The sequence below is a fragment of the Marinimicrobium locisalis genome (genome assembly GCF_039822625.1).
Taxonomy (GTDB): Bacteria; Pseudomonadota; Gammaproteobacteria; order Pseudomonadales; family Cellvibrionaceae; genus Marinimicrobium; species Marinimicrobium locisalis.
The window spans coordinates 1-17,277 of sequence record NZ_JBDLLG010000002.1; the positions used below are offsets into that span (position 1 = coordinate 1).

13 protein-coding genes are annotated in these 17,277 nt (G+C 59.9%); 5 read left to right on the forward strand and 8 right to left on the reverse strand.

All coding sequences use genetic code 11. The features are described 5' to 3' along the window. Positions 1-87: 87 nt before the first annotated feature. Entirely contained in the window at positions 88-2,097 is a 2,010-nt protein-coding gene (gene rep / locus AAE514_RS01815) for a DNA helicase Rep (protein ID WP_347329789.1), read from the reverse strand. A 252-nt stretch (positions 2,098-2,349) separates the two neighbouring features. Between rep and AAE514_RS01820 the strand changes: the two genes are divergently transcribed. From AAE514_RS01820 to AAE514_RS01835, 4 genes are all read left to right on the forward strand, one after another. Then, entirely contained in the window at positions 2,350-4,053 is a 1,704-nt protein-coding gene (locus AAE514_RS01820) for a putative bifunctional diguanylate cyclase/phosphodiesterase (protein WP_347329790.1), read from the forward strand. Positions 4,054-4,166: 113 nt separating this feature from the next. Further along, a complete protein-coding gene (locus tag AAE514_RS01825; RefSeq protein WP_347329791.1) occupies positions 4,167-4,412 on the forward strand; it encodes an accessory factor UbiK family protein in 246 nt (81 codons plus the stop codon). Positions 4,413-4,590: 178 nt separating this feature from the next. Next, positions 4,591-6,096, forward strand: coding sequence for a YifB family Mg chelatase-like AAA ATPase (locus tag AAE514_RS01830; RefSeq protein WP_347329792.1), 1,506 nt, complete (start codon positions 4,591-4,593; stop codon positions 6,094-6,096). Positions 6,097-6,180: 84 nt separating this feature from the next. After that, entirely contained in the window at positions 6,181-7,641 is a 1,461-nt protein-coding gene (locus tag AAE514_RS01835; protein ID WP_347329793.1) for a rhomboid family intramembrane serine protease, read from the forward strand. Here AAE514_RS01835 and AAE514_RS01840 read toward each other — a convergent pair. The 7 genes from AAE514_RS01840 to hemF form a co-directional block, all read right to left on the reverse strand. Continuing rightward, a complete protein-coding gene (locus tag AAE514_RS01840) occupies positions 7,604-9,031 on the reverse strand; it encodes a tetratricopeptide repeat protein (protein ID WP_347329794.1) in 1,428 nt (475 codons plus the stop codon). The genes AAE514_RS01835 and AAE514_RS01840 overlap by 38 nt on opposite strands. A gap of 87 nt (positions 9,032-9,118) precedes the next feature. Continuing rightward, positions 9,119-10,015 (reverse strand): SMP-30/gluconolactonase/LRE family protein, encoded by an 897-nt coding sequence (locus tag AAE514_RS01845; protein WP_347329795.1) that lies wholly within the window; start codon positions 10,013-10,015, stop codon positions 9,119-9,121. 4 nt (positions 10,016-10,019) lie between these two features. Continuing rightward, positions 10,020-11,594, reverse strand: coding sequence for a sodium/sugar symporter (locus AAE514_RS01850; RefSeq protein ID WP_347329796.1), 1,575 nt, complete (start codon positions 11,592-11,594; stop codon positions 10,020-10,022). A 427-nt stretch (positions 11,595-12,021) separates the two neighbouring features. Beyond that, complete coding sequence (locus AAE514_RS01855) at positions 12,022-12,792, reverse strand: SDR family NAD(P)-dependent oxidoreductase (protein WP_347329798.1); 771 nt, start codon at positions 12,790-12,792, stop codon at positions 12,022-12,024. A 227-nt stretch (positions 12,793-13,019) separates the two neighbouring features. Beyond that, positions 13,020-13,745: a FadR/GntR family transcriptional regulator gene (locus AAE514_RS01860; protein ID WP_347329799.1), complete on the reverse strand. Its 726-nt coding sequence runs from the start codon at positions 13,743-13,745 to the stop codon at positions 13,020-13,022. Between the two features lie 118 nt (positions 13,746-13,863). Next, on the reverse strand, positions 13,864-14,703 hold the full coding sequence (gene aroE, locus AAE514_RS01865; RefSeq protein ID WP_347329800.1) for a shikimate dehydrogenase: 840 nt from the start codon (positions 14,701-14,703) through the stop codon (positions 13,864-13,866). Between the two features lie 18 nt (positions 14,704-14,721). Then, positions 14,722-15,642, reverse strand: coding sequence for an oxygen-dependent coproporphyrinogen oxidase (hemF, locus tag AAE514_RS01870; RefSeq protein WP_347329801.1), 921 nt, complete (start codon positions 15,640-15,642; stop codon positions 14,722-14,724). Between the two features lie 435 nt (positions 15,643-16,077). Between hemF and AAE514_RS01875 the strand changes: the two genes are divergently transcribed. Beyond that, a complete protein-coding gene (locus AAE514_RS01875) occupies positions 16,078-17,181 on the forward strand; it encodes a Gfo/Idh/MocA family protein (protein WP_347329802.1) in 1,104 nt (367 codons plus the stop codon). The last annotated feature ends 96 nt before the right edge of the window (positions 17,182-17,277 follow it).

Below are 17,277 nucleotides of genomic sequence, written 5' to 3' on the forward strand. Positions count from 1 at the left end.
TTCCCTATCTTGGCACATCGCGATGCCGGTTAAAGAGGGGAGGAGACCATCTCATCGCCCTACGCCAACCATTGTGGTCAACGGCGATCAATCGAACATCCCCAGCAGGCTACTCAACGTCTCCTCCCCCTTCGCCACGTTTTTCTCAGGGCTGTGTTCGCCAAACCCTTCGTATTCGATGTCTTCCACCGGTAGTTCTTCCAGAAAGCGACTGGGCGTGGTCTCGCTCACATCTCCGAACTGTTTGCGCTTGCCTGCCAGGGTCATGGTGAGGGTGCGCTGGGCGCGGGTGATGCCCACATAGGTCAGGCGCCGCTCTTCCTCAATGTTGTCGTCCTCGATGCTGTTGCGATGGGGCAGCAGGCCCTCTTCCATGCCGATCATAAACACATGGGGGAATTCCAGACCCTTGGAGGCGTGCAGGGTGAGTAGTTGCACCTGGTCCATCTCGTCCTCTTCTTCCTGGCGCTCCAACAGGTCCCGCAGCACCAGCTTGGCGATGGCCTCCTTGATGGTGATGGTCTCACCGTCGTCATCCGGCTCCATGGTTCGGCCCAGGGAGTCCACCAGGTAATGGACGTTTTCCCAACGCCGCTCGGCGGCCTTGGGGGTACTGGCGTTCTGGTGCAGCCAGGCTTCGTAGTCCATGTCTTCAAGCATTTCCCGAATGGCGGCGACGGGGTTGTCGCCGTGGCAGCGCTGGTGCACCCCCTCAATCCAGTGCACAAAGCGGCGCAGGCGCTCCAGCGCTTTCTCATTGAGCTGGCGTTCCAGGGCCATTTCATTGACCGCACTGAATAGCCCAATGTGGCGTTCGGTGGCGTAGCGGCCCAGGGTTTCCAGGGTACTGGTGCCAATCTGCCGGCGGGGGGTATTGATCACCCGAAGGAAGGCGTTGTCATCGTCCGGGTTCACCAGAAGGCGCAGGTAGGCCATCACGTCCTTGATCTCGGTTTTTGAAAAGAACGAGGAGCCACCGCTGATCTTGTAGGGAATCTGGTGCTGTTGGAGCTTGATCTCCAGCAACCGGGCCTGGTGGTTACCCCGGTAGAGCACGGCGTAATCCTTGAATTTGCGCTGGTAGCGCAATCGGCTGGTCAGAATTTCGGTGGCCACCCGCTCCGCCTCGGCCTCTTCGTTGGAGCAGCGCACGATGCGAATCGTCTCCCCCACGCCCATCTCACTCCACAGGGCCTTTTCAAATTCGTGGGGGTTATGGCTGATCAAATGGTTGGCCACCTTCAGGATGCGGCTCGTGGAGCGGTAATTCTGCTCCAGTTTGATCACTTTGAGTGCCGGGAAGTCCTGCTTGAGCAGGCTCATATTCTCCGGGCGGGCGCCGCGCCAGGCGTAGATGGACTGATCGTCGTCCCCCACCACGGTGAGGGAGCCACGCACCCCCACAATCTGCTTCACCAGCAGGTATTGGCTGGAGTTGGTGTCCTGGTATTCATCCACCAGCAGGTAGCGGATTTTGCGCTGCCAGCGGGCGAGCACCTCCGGCTGACTTTGGAACAATTGCACCGGAATCAGGATCAGATCATCAAAGTCCACTGCGTTGTAGGCTCGAAGCGCCTGGTTGTAGCGCTCATACACCCGGGCGATGGTCTGCTCGCCGGGGCTCTGGGCCATGGCCAGCACCTCCTCCGGGGCGGTGAGATCGTTCTTCCAGTTGGAAATCTGGTGTTGTACGCGGTTGAGGTGGTCGCTATCGAGTTCGCCGTCCTTGAGCAGTAGCTCTTTCAGCAGTGCCCGGGCATCTTCGGCATCGAAAATGGAGAAGCCCGGTTTGAAGCCCAGGGCTTTGTACTCACGCCGAATGATGTTCAGCCCCAGGTTGTGAAAGGTAGAGACGGTCAGCCCCTTGGCGGCGGAGCCCCGCACCAGCGAGCTGACCCGCTCTTTCATCTCCCGGGCCGCCTTGTTGGTAAAGGTCAGCGCGGCGATATGGCGCGCGGGCTGGTCGCACTTCTCGATGAGGTAGGCGATCTTGCGGGTAATCACACTGGTCTTGCCACTGCCCGCCCCTGCGAGCACCAGGCAGGGGCCATCAATGTAGCGTACAGCTTCTCGCTGGCGGGGGTTTAGCTGGGCCACGGGACCTCTCAATACAGGCTCAATACAGACGTTGGCAGTGCAAACTCTGAACAATGCGCAGGGCGCCGCATTGTAGCAGGGGCCAACCCCCATGCAAGCCGCGCCGCACAAAGAGGTTTATTATGCTCGAAAGGTGGTGTAAAGTCGCATTTTGGCACGGATTTCTTCATGGTGTGTAATCCGTCAGGGTTGATAGATAATAGGCGTCAGGCACACCTGCGAAAGACGCCAAAGGAACAGTGGAAGTGAGCAATGGACAGAATCGTTAAGATTCTTTTTATAGACCGCGAGGAAGGCGAGTACCTGCTGCTGGCCGATTTGCTGTCGGAAATTCACCACACTGATTATCAGTTGGTCTGGCATGACCGGCTCGATGGCGCTTTGCCCACCATTTTTGGCGACGATTACGACCTGATCCTGCTCGACTACTACTGGGGCGATGACACCGCCCAGGACCTGCTCACCGCCGCCAAAACCCAAGCCTGCACCACCCCCATCGTGGTCATGACCAACGAGATGGAAACCGAGGTGGACCGCGAGGCCATTCGCGCCGGCGCTGCCGACTACCTGATTAAGGGCCAAATCAACACCCAACTGCTCGAGCGCACCCTGCGCTACGCCATTGAACGCAAGCGCACCGAACAGCACCTCAGTCGCCTGGCCCACTACGACACCCTCACCGATATCCCCAACCGGATTCTGTTTCGGGACCGCCTCGAGCACGCCATCCGGTTGGCGGACCGGGACCAGGGGAAATTCACCCTGATGTTTATCGACCTGAACGGCTTCAAGCAGGTGAATGACAACTTCGGCCACGACACCGGGGATAGCATGATCCGCATCTGCGCCGAGCGCCTGCAGGAGTGCATGCGCCGCTCAGACTCGGTGGCCCGTATGGGCGGGGACGAGTTCACGCTGCTGCTGGAAAATACCGACAGCAGCACCGACGTGGCCCACGTGGCGGAAAAGATTATTGAGCGCATCTCCGCCCGCTACCAAATTGGTGGCTACGACATAAGCATCGGCTGCAGCATCGGCATTGCCGTCTATCCCGATGCCGGTCGGGACGCCGATAGCCTTCTCAAAAGCGCCGACTTGGCCATGTACCAGGCCAAACAGCAGGAAGAGAGCGGCTACCGCTTCTTTACCGAAGCGATGAACAAGGAGGTGCGCCTGCAGTTGCGCATGGAGGCGGACTTACGCAACGCCCTGCGCGAGGGTCAGCTCTACCTGGAATACCAGCCCCGGATCGACCTCCAAACCGGCGACATTGTGGCTCTGGAGGCGCTACTGCGCTGGAATCACCCGGAAGAAGGCCCGCTGAATGCCAAGGCGTTTATCCGGGTGGCGGAGGACACCGGCCTGATCAATGACATGGGCTACTGGGTGCTGGAGCGGGCCTGCCAGGACCTACGCCTGCTGCAAGAGCAGTGCGGGCCGAACCTGCGAATGTCGGTGAACCTCTCGGTGCGTCAGTTTCGCGATGAGCAACTGGTCCATCGACTGGCGACAACGCTTAAAGCTTTCGAGGTACCGGGGCGGCACTTGGAGTTCGAGTTGACCGAGGCCGGCCTGATGGACAACCTCGAGCTGGTCAGCCTGTGCATGCGGCCCCTGTCACACCTGGGGCTGACTTTCTCCCTCGACCGCTTTGGAAGCGGCAGCTGCTCCTTCCTACAGCTGCAACGCCTGCCAATCAGCTCGGTCAAAATCGACTCTCAGTTTCTCTCGGCGCTTAGCCGCAATGAGGAGGACCAGCGGCTGGTTCGAGCCATGATCAACCTCGCCCATAATTTGGACAAAACCGTGGTCGCCGAAAGTGTCGAAACCCAGGCCCAGCGTGACTGGCTGCTTGAAGCCGGCTGCGACCAGATGCAGGGTTACCACTTCTGCGGCCCCCAACCCGTGGAAGAAGTCTCCCGCACCATCAAACAGTGGCACAGCGAGAACTCATAGCGTCTCACCCTCCCCCTGGGGCGGCGCCCAGCGCCCCACCCAACACCAACGCTGACAGCGTCGACCCAGAGCGCTACACTGTTGTACTCAATTACCGGCAACCGAGAGTGAATATGATCAGCGATTTTGCCCAAAAGGTCTTTCAGGAACTCGACCGGAAAATGCCTGCCCTGAAGGAAATGTTCCCCAAAAAGGAGCTCCAGGCGGCCGTCCAGTCCGCCCTCGGGAAAATGGACGTGGTCACCCGCGAAGAATTCGACGCCCAAGCCGCCGTGCTACAACGTACCCGCGAGCGGCTGGAGAAGCTCGAACAGCAATTGGCGAACCTGGAAAAGGAGCCTGCCAGTAGGTCTGATTGAAGCGCGAAGCGCGTAATCCGATAAAAGCTGGGGCTTCGCAAAGCCCATCGGATTGCGCGCCGCCTCGGACCACCCTGCCTCATTCAATGCCCAAAAACGGAACCGGGTTCCTTTTCCCACCAGTAACGGTTGCGGTATAGTCCCGTTCGGATTCAACCCACATCAGCAAGGATTGCGAATGTCACTCGCTATTGTCTATTCCCGAGCCAAGCTCGGTGTCCAAGCGCCACTGGTTACCGTCGAAGTGCACCTGTCCAACGGGCTGCCCGCTCTGAATATGGTGGGCCTGCCGGAAACCGCCGTGAAGGAAAGCAAGGACCGGGTGCGCAGCGCCATTCTCAATAGTCACCTGGAATTCCCCGCCCGGCGCATTACCGTCAACCTGGCCCCGGCCGACCTCCCTAAAGAAGGCGGACGTTTTGACCTGCCCATTGCGCTGGGCATTCTCGCCGCCTCGGGCCAAATTCCCGAAGACAGCCTGAGTGAGTGCGAATTTATGGGCGAGCTGGCCCTGTCCGGGGACCTGCGACCGATTACCGCCGCGCTGCCCGCGGCCCTGGCCGCGAGCGATGCCGGGCGTTCATTGATTGTCAGCGCAGAGAACGCCGAGGAGGCGGCGCTCTGTCAGAGCACGCCGATCTACCGGGCCAACAACCTGCTGTCGGTATGTGCGCATCTGCATCAGCGGGAAACGCTTCCGCTTGCCCAGCCCGCTCCGGATGAACCCGACACCACCGTCGCCGCTATGGACCTTAGCGATGTCAAAGGGCAAATACAGGCCAAGCGCGCCCTGGAAGTCGCCGCCAGCGGCGGCCACAACCTCTTGATGTACGGCCCGCCGGGCACGGGCAAAACCATGCTCGCCAGCCGCCTACCCGGCCTGCTCCCGCCTCTGGAAAATCGCGAGCGGCTGGATGTGGCGGCGGTGTATTCCGTGGCACCGGGGGCACCCGCGCACCACCACTCCACCCGTCCGTTTCGCTCGCCCCACCATACCGCCTCCGCAGTCGCCCTGGTGGGCGGCGGCTCGCACCCCAAGCCCGGCGAAATTTCGCTGGCCCATAACGGGGTTTTGTTTTTGGACGAACTGCCGGAATTTCACCGCCACGTACTGGAGGTATTGCGCGAGCCGCTGGAGAGCGGGGAGGTGCGCATTTCGCGCGCCCGGGCGCACGCGGTTTACCCCGCTCGCTTTCAATTGATCGCCGCCATGAACCCCTGCCCCTGCGGGTACCATGGGGCGGCGGAGGGCGATTGCACCTGCACTCCGGACCAGATTCGCCGCTACCGCGACAAAATTTCCGGGCCACTGTTGGACCGCATCGATATGCATGTACCCGTCCGGCTGCTCAAGCGCGGCGAACTGCAAGGCAGGCGTGAAGGCGAACCCAGCGAGGCGGTACGCCAACGGGTGGTGGCTGCACGCCAGCGCCAGCTGGACCGACAAGGCAAGGCCAACCATTTACTGAGCGTACCGGAGCTCGAACGGGTGTGCGATTTAAACCAGGCCCAGCGCACCCTGCTCGAAGATGCCATTGAAACCCTGGGCTTATCCAGCCGAGCCTATCACCGGGTATTGAAAGTGGCCCGCACCTTGGCGGACATTGCGGGTTGCGCCGCGCTGGAGACCGCCCACATTACCGAAGCTCTCGGGTACCGAACGCTCGATCGACGGCCGAAGTAGCCGATGAAAACCACGGCTCCCGGTTGTGGCTGATGCGCCCGCCGGGAGATAATCTCCACCCAATCCTCAGGAAAGGAAGCTTGCGTGTTCATCATTCCCATTCAAAACAAACCCGACTGGTCCCGGCCCCCGCTCATTACCCTCGCCTTGATCGTGATCAACCTGTTGGTGTTCGTGTTCTACCAGGGCCTGGATGAGGGCAAGCGAGCGCAAGCCATCGACACTTACAGGCAGCTGGCGCTCAGCGCAGTTGAACGCCCCCACTACAACCGTTATCTGCAACGGGAAAATCCCGAAGCCTATGAGCGCTGGACCGCCATTCGCGAGGCCGCGCCGGAACCGCTGAGTATCGGCCCCCTGGTGGTCCAGGACATTGAGTTTGATGCCTACCTGCGAGAGGTTTGGCGCGAGCAAGAGCCCGAGAACCTCGAGGCATGGCAACGCAAACGTCACCAGTTCGAAACCGAACGAAACAAAATCAGCGTGTTGCAGGCCGGGCTTATCCCCGCCGAACCCGAGCCTCTGGATTTTATCACCAGCCTGTTTTTGCACGGGGGCTGGGGCCACCTGCTGGGGAACATGGCATTTTTATTTTTGTTTGGTTTTATTCTCGAAACCGCGCTCAGGCCGTCCGTCTATGTGGCCATGTACTTGGCCTCGGGCCTGGCCGCCGATGGGCTGTTTCTGTTGTTAAATCTTAATTCGATCACCCCGGTGGTGGGCGCCTCGGGAGCCATTTCCGGTTTGATGGGGATGTACCTGGCCCTCTACGGGTTTCGGCGCATTCGGTTTTTCTACAGCGTTTTATTTTACTTCGGCGAATTTACCGCGCCGGCCCTATGGGTGCTTCCGGCCTGGCTGGCGAAGGAGTTTTACGGCTATTTCTTTGTCGAGTCCAACACCGCCTACTGGGCCCACATCGGGGGCTTGCTCGCGGGTGTTGCCATGGTGCTGGCGCTGCCGGCCAGCCGCAAACAGTTTGCGCAGCGGGAGGAGGAATCCCAACAGGAGGATGCGCTGAACCAACACCTGCGGGAGGTACAGCGCCTAGTGGCCAACCTGGATGTGGAGCAGGCTCGGCGCCGGGCCGATTATCTGTGCAAACACCACCCCACCGACCCCCGCCCCTGGGAAACGCTGTTTGATTTGCACAAAAGCCAGCCATCCCGAAAGCCTTTCCACCAAGCGGCGTTCTCGGCGCTGCGCGCTTTCTGTCAGCACGGCGACACGGATCCACATTGGATTTCGATGATCAAGGAGTTATTGGGAGAGTACCGCTCGCTTTCACCGAAGGCGCCGGCCCTGACCGGCGACCTTTGCCTGTTGTTGAGCCGCCGCTTCTGGAATTTGGGTGAACGCTCCTACGCCGAGGCCTACTTGCGGCTGGCCCAGGCCCGGGGGGCAAAACGCCAGCCGCTGATCGCGATGGTTCGCCGGGTGCATCGGCATTACCAACAGAGCACGGACATTGCCCGCGCGCGCCATTGGCACAGTGCGCTGGAAGCGCTTACTGAGCCGGCGACGTCTGATTCAGAACCTGTATAAGTTGGTCAAGTTCCTCCCGTTGCGCACAGCGGGGGTACTTCTTTACCACGTATCGGGCAATGGCGATGGCCTTGACTTCATCGTTCAGGGGCTCACTAAAGGCACGCGCCACCAACAGATAAGCCTTGGGCACCGTCGGGTGGCCGGGGTGTTGTTTGTGAAAGTTATGCAGCAGCCGCACCATGGCCCGGTATTGGCCTTGCTGCCAAAGCAGCTCCGCCAATTTGACCGCTGTCTCCGGCCGTTCCACTTTGAACTGGGGCAGGCGCTTCTGAGTCTCTAGGAAGACCGTCACACCCCGGGCCAGTTCCGCCCGCTGCGCCATCAGGTCCAGCAGGTAGTTGCCGTGGTTGTAGAGCGATTCGTCGTCTTCCAACAGCATTAACAGCTTATGATATTGCAGGTGTAGCTCGACATCATCCCGAACACTGTCCAATGCCTTTCGCAGGCAACGGCGGGCGTTATCGTACTCTCCATCGCTCAGCAGCACCGCGGACTCACCCAGCGCCTTGGCTTTGGCGAACGCCTCGGCGTCCATGTCGGTGTCATCCTCGGGCTCAACCTCATACCCCAGCTCCTGTTGATATTCAAACAGTACATACCCCAGCATGGTGTAGAGCACAAAGGTAAAGTAGGCGGTCAGTGCCATGGTAATGGGCAGCAACACCATGCCCTCGGCCACATTGGAAAAAACCGCAGTGGCGTAGTAGGAGCCGGTCATAATGACCTGCGCACAGAACCATAGCAGCAAGTAAGGCCAACCCACAGTCACCATAAGTGACAGCAGCGCCAGCGGATTAATGGCTCGGCAAACGGACTTCTCCACCGCGAGCAGCATGGTCGAAGCCGGGATGGCCAGAGTGAGAAACCCGGAGACCAATAACCCAAGGGGGGCCGAGACCCCGGTCGCGAAAGCGGCCATCGCCCCCATCGCCACGAGCAACGCGATCTGCCGTAAAAACAGGTGATCTTCGTCCCCACCGACCGCCTCACTCAGTGTCGGCGGTGTCGTTTTCCCGAGCCCGCGCTGCTCAATAATGGCAAAGCCGTACTTGACCAGAATGGCGCTTATCAAAAGCGCCACCGCGATCGCCAGCAACCCGGCGGTCAGTAATAGGCTAAGGCCCGCCACAACAGCGATGGCGATCAGTGCATGGGTGTGAAGGGGGTAGGCCAGAAAGTGCGGCAGCTGCTGCCAGAACGGCTTGGCATCCACCGCGTTGCCCAGATAGCTCAGGGGGTTATTGCAGCGAATGCAGGCCGGGCCCCGTCGGCCCCAATGGCCACTGTGGCCCGCCGGGATGCAGTGTTCGCCGTAAAAGGTTTGGCACTGGGCACACTGCCAGGTAGCGGGTGTGCCGGGAAAGAACTGACAGTCCATTTTCGCCACGGGTTTTCCTCCCTGTAGAAGCGGTCGCGTTATTGATCCTTGAGCTTACCACAGCTCCCCTTTCAGAGCATAAACCTGACGCCTTTGCTATCCCTTATAAAAATCCACGGGCAAGCCCTTTACATCGGTTTGGTAAATCAACAGATTCCCCGCTTCCGGTTCTTTCGCCCGTTGCTTCTCCGGCAGGTTCTCCGTCCCCGTGGTCACCAACAGCCAGGACAAATCCGGCCCGCCAAAGGCCACGCAAGTGGGCTGGCTGACCGGTACCTTCAGCTCCAGAAGCACTTCGCCCTCGGGCGAGTAGCAGACCACCTTCCCGCCCCCGAAGCGGGCGTTCCAGACATTGCCCTCGGCGTCCACACAGCTGCCGTCGTGGCCGGTCCCTTCCTCCGCCAGGGCGAATACCCTTCGGTTGCTGAAACTGCCACTATGGGGCTCGAAATCGTAGGCGTAATAAACCCCGCGACCGGAGTCGGACAGGTAAGCCGTTCGGCTGTCCGGGCTCCAACACAGGCCGTTGCAAATACCTAGGCCTTTGAGTTGGGGCTCAAGGGGGGTATCCCCCTTCCAGCAATACAGGGCACCCCCCTCATCATCCGCCAAGGGGTCGCCCTCTTCCACCATGGTGCCGGCCCAGAAGCGGCCCTGGCGGTCGACCTTGCCGTCGTTGAAGCGGTTGCCGGGCCGGTCAATTTCCGGCTGCGCCAACCAGTGACAGGCGCCGGTTTCCGGCGTGTAGAGGGCGAAGCCTTTGTCGAAGGCGGCCATCAGGGTTTGCGGGTGCGAGTTCTCCACAAACCCAAAGGTGGCCAACCGCTCGGGCGTGGGCCACTGAGTCAGGCCATGGCTTTCGGGGTGATAGCGGTACAGCCGGCGGCCGTGGATGTCGGTCCACCACAGGGCCTGCTGCCGGGGATGCCAAAGCACCCCCTCGCCCAATTCATTGGCTACCGGTAGGCTGGTTATCCACTCGGGCTGTCGCATGGGATTACCACCAAACGCTGTACAGGACGATCAGAATCAACACCACCCCGAGGCTCAAAATGTTAAAGCTGGTACGGGTGCCGAAGTCGATGTTATCCAGGTGAATGGCATTGCTCTGCTCCTTGGCGCCGCTGAGCAGGGTAATCCCCACCGCCAGCACCACACAGGCGATAAAGACGATACCCACGCGGTCAATAAACGGCAAGCCGGGCCAGAATTTCCAAAACAGGGCCGACAGTACCACCGAGGCAATGGCCGCCACCAGGGCGGAGGTGGCGGTGGCGCGCTTCCAGAAGAAACCGAGCAGGAAGATGGTCACAATGCCCGGCGTAAAGAAGCCGGTAAACTCCTGAATAAACTGGAATGCCTGAGGGAAGTTACCCAACAGCGGGCGGGCAATAATCACCGCAATCAACATGGCCAGGCAGGCGACGGAGCGGCCGATAACAACTTTCTTATGCTCCGAGGCATTCTGGTTGATCATCTTGCTGTAGATGTCCATGGTAAAAATGGTAGAAATACTGTTCACCATGGAACCCAGGGAGGATGCGATGGCCGCCACCAACGCCGCGAAGGTAATGCCGAGCAGCCCCTGGGGAACCAATTTCATCATTTCCGGGTAAGCCTGGTCCGGCTGGGCCAGGTCCGGCTTGAGCATGGCGGCGGCCATGCCGGGCAGCACCACAATCAAGGGCATAAGGATTTTCAGGTAGGCGGCGAAGGCAATACCCTTCTGCGCTTCGGCCAGGTTCTTGGCGGCCAGGGTGCGCTGGGTGATGTACTGGTTAAAGCCCCAATAGGACAGGTTCATAATCCAGAGGCCGCCCACCAGCACGGAAATACCCGGCAGGCTGACATAGTGCGGGCTGCTCGGGTCCAGAATCATATCGAACTTACCGGGAATCTCCGCCAGCATAATGGAGAAGCCCTGGAAGGCACCGGCGCCGCCGGCGTTTTCGGCAATCTGGTCCAGCGCCAAATAGGACACCATCAAGCCACCGATGATCAGCAGCACCACTTGAATAATATCGGTCAGCGCCACGGCTTTCAGGCCACCGTAGATGGAGTAGCCGATGGAAAACACCGCCAGGAAGGCCAGCCCGTAGACCAAATCCAGCCCGGTGATGGCGTTGATCGCCAACGCGCCCAGCCAAAGGATGGAGGTCAGGTTGACGAAGGTATACAGCGCCAGCCAGAAGATGGCCATGACGGTGCGCACGCGGCTGTCATAGCGCTGCTCCAAAAACTGGGGCATGGTGCTGATGCCTTTTTCCAGGAAAATCGGCAGGAAGTATTTGCCGATAATGAGCAGGGTGACGGCGGCCATCCATTCGTAGGAGGCGATGCCCAGGCCGATGGCGAAGCCGGAGCCGGACATGCCGATAATTTGCTCGGCGGAGATGTTGGCGGCAATGAGCGAGGCGCCGATGGCCCACCAGGGGAGGGATTTGCCCGCGAGGAAGTAGTCGGTAGAGTTTTTTTCATGCCCGGCTTTTTCCCGGGAGACCCACCAGGCGATGCCGACGAGCAGCACGCAGTAGATGGCGAAGGTGGTGATATCAAGTGGTGACAAGCTCATGTTGCGCTCCATGTTATGTGGTTATTGTCCGGCGGGTATGCTTGGGCGCCCTTTCTTCGCCCCTCGGTCTGTGTTGTTTGTTAAGTGGTGTCCGAGTGTCTATTGCCGATAGTGCACGGTTCCCGCCGGGGTTTTTGGCGGGCCTATTATGCGTAGAATTGGGTGGCACTGCGAGTGCCGATAGTGGGTTTTGAGGTGGGAAAAGTGGGACGTCGGGGTTTGTTGGGGCTTACTGTCCGGTCCGCTGTGAGGTGCACTGTTCCCGGACACGCCGGTAAATACCTCCCTGTAGGCTCGAATCGCGTGTCCCGCGCTCCACGGTCCGGGAACAGTGCACCTCACATCGGCCCTCAGTGCCAATAGCAACAGTGGCGGTCGAGCAGCTCCCTACTCAATGGCCGGACGTGAATACAACCACGAAATCTGATTAAAGCCGTCCGCCATCAATCACAAATTTCTGCCCGGTGATCATGCGAGCGTCATCGGAGGCGAGGAAAAGCGTCAACTTGGCCACATCTTCGGGGAGAATGCGCTCTTTGAGGCAAACCTGATCCATCCACCATGCCTCCGCCTCCGGCGTGAGCCACTTGTTCAACTGCCGCTCAGTAATCACCCACCCGGGCACAATCGCATTCACCCGGATCTTATCCGTGCCGTAATCCCGCGCCAGTGACTTCGTCAGGCCCAGCAATGCCGCCTTCGCCGTGTTGTAGCTGGGCAGCTTGCTCGGGCCGAACAGCGCATTGATCGAACTAAAGTTGATGATCACACCACCCCCCTGGCGGGCCATTAGTGGCTGAACCGTCTGGGCGGCAAAAAACGCCGGATGCAGGTTGACCGCCAAGCTGTTGTACCAGGCTTGCTCGGACAGATAGCGGGGGTCGTAGCGCTGGTCGTTGGCGACGTTGTTGATCAACGCCGTGAAATCGCCGCAGGTCTCCGCCAGGGAGCGGATGGCCGCGCGCAATTCATCGATTCGGGTCACATCACAGGGCCTAAACACCGCCTTACAGTCATACCGGGCCTGCACCCGCTCGACCAACTCGTGGCCGGCCTCTTCATTGATATCCACAAATGCCACGGTGCTGCCCTGGGAGGCGAAGGCCTCCACCAAGCAGGCGCCGATGCCGGTCGCCCCGCCGGTGATAAGCACCGAGCGGTGAGCGAGGCTGGCATAATGGGTGTAGTCTGCGTTCATATCAATGCGATTTCCGGTCCACCTGGTCGCCGATGGCGCCTTGCGAAAGTTCAGGGCGAATGATTGCGTTATTGTAGCACTCACCCTGGCCGATCTGATCCCCCAGTGTGGCACCTGAAACGGTCATCCCGCCAGTGTACAAGCCCCGGCCCCGCCGGCTCATCATCGCCGATGGGGCGCCGAAGCTTCCTGGAGTAGACATAGAGAAAACTCGAATCAAGCCGAATTCAGGCCATCGCCGCCTGCCGGGCCTCCAGGGAGGCGTCGATCAGTGTGAGCGCCTCTTCAAGTAACGCCCCCACCGCCTTTCGCGCACCCTCGCCATCCCCCGCGGCGATGGCTTCGTACACGGCGCGGTGGTCGGCCTCACTGGCCACTTCCACGCCCTTGAGCTGGTTGGTGGAGGCGATACTCACCCGCAGTGCGGTCTGAATAAAGCTGCGCAATTGAATAAAGAAGCGGTTTTCGCTGGCGAGCAAGACCGAGGTATGGAAGGCGATGTCCGCCTCCAGCGGGTCATCATTGCCCTGTTCCGCCGCTTCCATGCGTAACAGGGCCTTTTCAATGCCGGCGATACACTCCCGGTTTTGCTTGCGAGCGGCGAGAATCGCGGCTTCGGGCTCAATCCCCATGCGCAGCTCGGTGAACTCGCGCAGCAGCGCCAGGGAGGGCCGGCTGCTCAGGGTCCACTCCAGCACGTCTTCATCGAACATGTTCCAGCGATTGTTGGGCTGAACCCGAATGCCCTGACGCGGGCGGGAGGAAATCAGCCCCTTGGCGGTCAGCATTTTTACCGCCTCGCGAATAACGCTGCGGCTGATGTCGAACGCTTCGCACAGTTCGGCTTCAGTGGGCAAGGGGTCGTTAATGCCGTATTCCCCACGCACGATCGCCGCTCCCAACTGGTAGGTAACCTGATGGGTCAGGTTGCGACCACCCTCTAGTCTGCTCATTGCATTGCTCGCGATGGTAGGAGTGTTCGTAATCACCGGCGGGGCTGGCCGGCGGACCGAGCCCACCTTAACAACCCCGCTATATATGCTATTTATCTTACCTCAAAGAATGGGGCAATTACGCGCCTTTTTTGGTGTTCAGCGTTCGTCGCATAGAGGTAATCACGGGCATAACCTCGGGCCGAACCTGACGCCAGAGGTAAAAGGATTCCGCCGCCTGCCCCACCAGCATGCCCAAGCCGTCGGCCAGGTGTCTGGCCCCGTGGGCCTCGGCCCAGACCAAAAAGGGGGTGGGTTCGGCCGCGTACATCATGTCGTAACAGGCGGCGCCTTGGGCGAGTAGGTTCTCGGGCAGCGGCGGTAGCTCCCCCGCGAGGCTGGCGGAGGTGCCGTTAATCACCAGGTCAAACGGGGCTTTCTGGTCCAGATTCTCGTAACCCACCGGCTCGATGACACCCAGGTCGGCAAAGCCCTTGGCCAGTTGCTCCGCTTTGTGCACGGTGCGGTTGGCGATGGTGACCGATGCCGGCTGCTGCTCCATCAGCGGCTGCAGCACGCCCCGCACCGCCCCGCCGGCCCCGAGCAATAGCACCCGCCTGCCGGCGATCTCCCAGCCCAGGTTGTGCATGTCATTGACCATGCCAATGCCGTCGGTATTGTCCCCCAGCAGGGTGCCGTCGGGTTGTTTGGCCAGGGTGTTGACGGCGCCGGCGCGGCGGGCCCTCGGGGTCAGCCGGGCGGCGTAGCCGTAGGCGTCCACCTTGAAGGGGACGGTGACGTTCAGGCCTTTGCCGCCGTTCTCAAAGAAGGCTTCGGCGGCCTGCTCGAACTCACCGTCGTTGACTTGCTGCTTGGTGTAGGCCAACGCCTGGCCGGTTTGCTCCGCGAACTGGCGATGAATATAGGGGGATTTGCTGTGAGCAATGGGGTTGCCAAACACGGCATAAGAATCTGTCATAAAACCATCCAGATATTGTTATTCGATCCAGTCCCGGGGTTGCAGGTAGTGCTCAGTGAGCGCCGCCTCTGGGCTGCCCGGCTCCGGATGCCAGTCGTAGTCCCAGCGCACCAGCGGCGGCAGGGACATCAGAATGGACTCGGTGCGCCCACCGGTCTGTAATCCGAAGAGCGTGCCGCGATCATACACCAAATTGAATTCGACATAACGACCGCGCCGGTAGAGCTGGAAGTTGCGCTCCCGTTCACTGTAGTCGGTGCCTTTGCGCCGTGCCAGAATCGGGCGGTAGGCGGGTACGTAGCTGTCGCCCACCGCGCGCATCAGCGCGAAGCTGCGCTCAAACCCCAGTTCGTTGAAGTCGTCGAAGAACAGGCCGCCCACGCCCCGGGGCTCCTGGCGGTGTTTGAGGTAGAAGTAGTCGTCGCACCATTGTTTGAAGAAGGGGTAGATGTTGTCGCCAAAGGGGGCGCAGACGTCCCGGGCGGTGCGGTGCCAGTGGCGGCAGTCCTCTTCGTTGCCGTAGAAGGGGGTAAGGTCGTAGCCGCCGCCGAACCACCAGACGGGGTCGGCGTCTGGCTTTTCGGCAATGAAGAAGCGCACGTTGGCGTGGCTGGTGGGGGCGTGGGGGTTGTTGGGGTGGATAACGAGCGATACGCCCATGGCTTCGAACGAGCGCCCGGCCAGCTCTGGGCGGTGAGCGGTGGCGGAGGCGGGCATTTGTTCGCCGAAGACGTGGGAGAAGTTGACGCCGCCTTTTTCGATGGCGGCCCCTTCGGTGAGTACCCGGGAGCGGCCTCCGCCGCCTTGTTCTCTGTCCCAGGCATCTTCGATGAATTCGGCGCTGCCGTCTTCTTCTTGGAGTTGTTGGCAGATGTGGTCTTGTAGGCTGAGGAGGTAGTCTTTGACGGCCTGTTTGTCGGCTTGGGTGTCTTGTGACATGCTGGCTCCTCTGGGTTTCGCCGCTGGGGTTATGCAAAGGTGGGTATTGTACCCGCCCTGGGTAGATGAGGCGAAATTCATAGAGCTATGATCCAATTTCCGTTATGGTCGAATCATACTTATTTACTGTTTTTAAGTGGTTACAGCATTGAGCCCGGTTCGCGGTGGGGCACACCCTCTCAAGACACGCCGTAAATACGTGACGTGAAGGGACTCACTAATGCCGCGATGGCATGGATGCCAGGGAGCGGCCCCTGTAGGCTCGAATCGCGGGTCCACCGCTCCACGGTCTCGATAGGGTGTACCCCACCGCGAACCTCAGTGCAACAAGTGCAGTTTCGTAGGGTTGGTAAGCTCGCGAAGCGAGCGCCACCTACCAAACCCAACTCAAATAGAACCACTTAACGCCATCCATCAAACCCGGAGGCCACAACCATGCCTACCCCGCACTTCAACCGCCGTCGTTTTCTCCAAGCCATGGGCGCCTCTACCGCCCTACTCTCTTCCGGCTGGGCCCCTCACGTGATCGGCAAGCCGCCGCGCAAGCTTGGCGTGGCGCTGCTCGGACTCGGAAATTATGCCTCCGGGCAGCTGGCGCCCGGATTGCAGATGACGCAGTACTGTGAGCTGCGCGGGATTGTCACCGGCAGCCCGGAGAAGATTCCCCAGTGGCAAGAAAAGTACGGCATCAAGGATGCCAATGTGTATAACTATGAAAACCTGCACACGATTGCGGATAACCCGGATATTGATGTGGTGTATGTGGTGACGCCGACGTCCTTGCATAAGAAGTTTTCGGTAATTGCGGCCAATGCCGGGAAGCATGTGTGGTGTGAGAAGCCGATGGCGATGGATGAGGCGGAGTGTCAGGCGATTATTGATGCCTGTAATAAGAATAAGGTGAAGTTGAGTATTGGTTACCGGATGCAGCATGAGCCGAATACGCAGACGGTGATGCGTTTTGCCGAGGAGAAGCCGTTTGGGCCGATTGAGAAGGTGGAGTCGATTGCGGCTTATTCGGGTGGCGAGAATCGCTCGCAGGATAATTGGCGCATGCAGAAGGCGATGGGCGGCGGCGCGCTTTATGATATGGGGGTTTATCCCATTAATGGGTCGCGTTATGCGATGGGGATTGAGCCGGTTGCCGTCAGCGGTCGGCATGAGGTGACGCATCCAGAGGTGTTTACGGAGGTGGATTCGACGACGCACTTTCAGTTGGAGTTTCCTAACGGTGCCATGGCGGATTGCATGACGAGTTTTGTGAAGCCGGGGAATAAGTTGGATGTAACCTGTGAGGATGGTTGGTATTACTTGCGGCCTATGTCGAGTTATACGGGTGTGCAGGGTGAGACGAGTGATGGCCGAAAGTTGGATAAGCCGATTGCGGATCAGCAGGCGCAGCAGATGGATGATGATGCCTTGGCGATTTTGCAGGATAAGCCGGTGATGGTGCCGGGCGAGGAAGGTCTACGGGATATTCATATTGTGCAGTCGATTTTTAAGTCCGCTTCTGAAAATGGAAAGCGGATCGAACTGTAGGGCATCGCGAACGGTTGGGAGTGGGGTGTACCGTTCCAAGACACGCCGTAAACCCATCCATGGGGGCTCGAATCGCGAGTCCCTCGCTCCACGGTC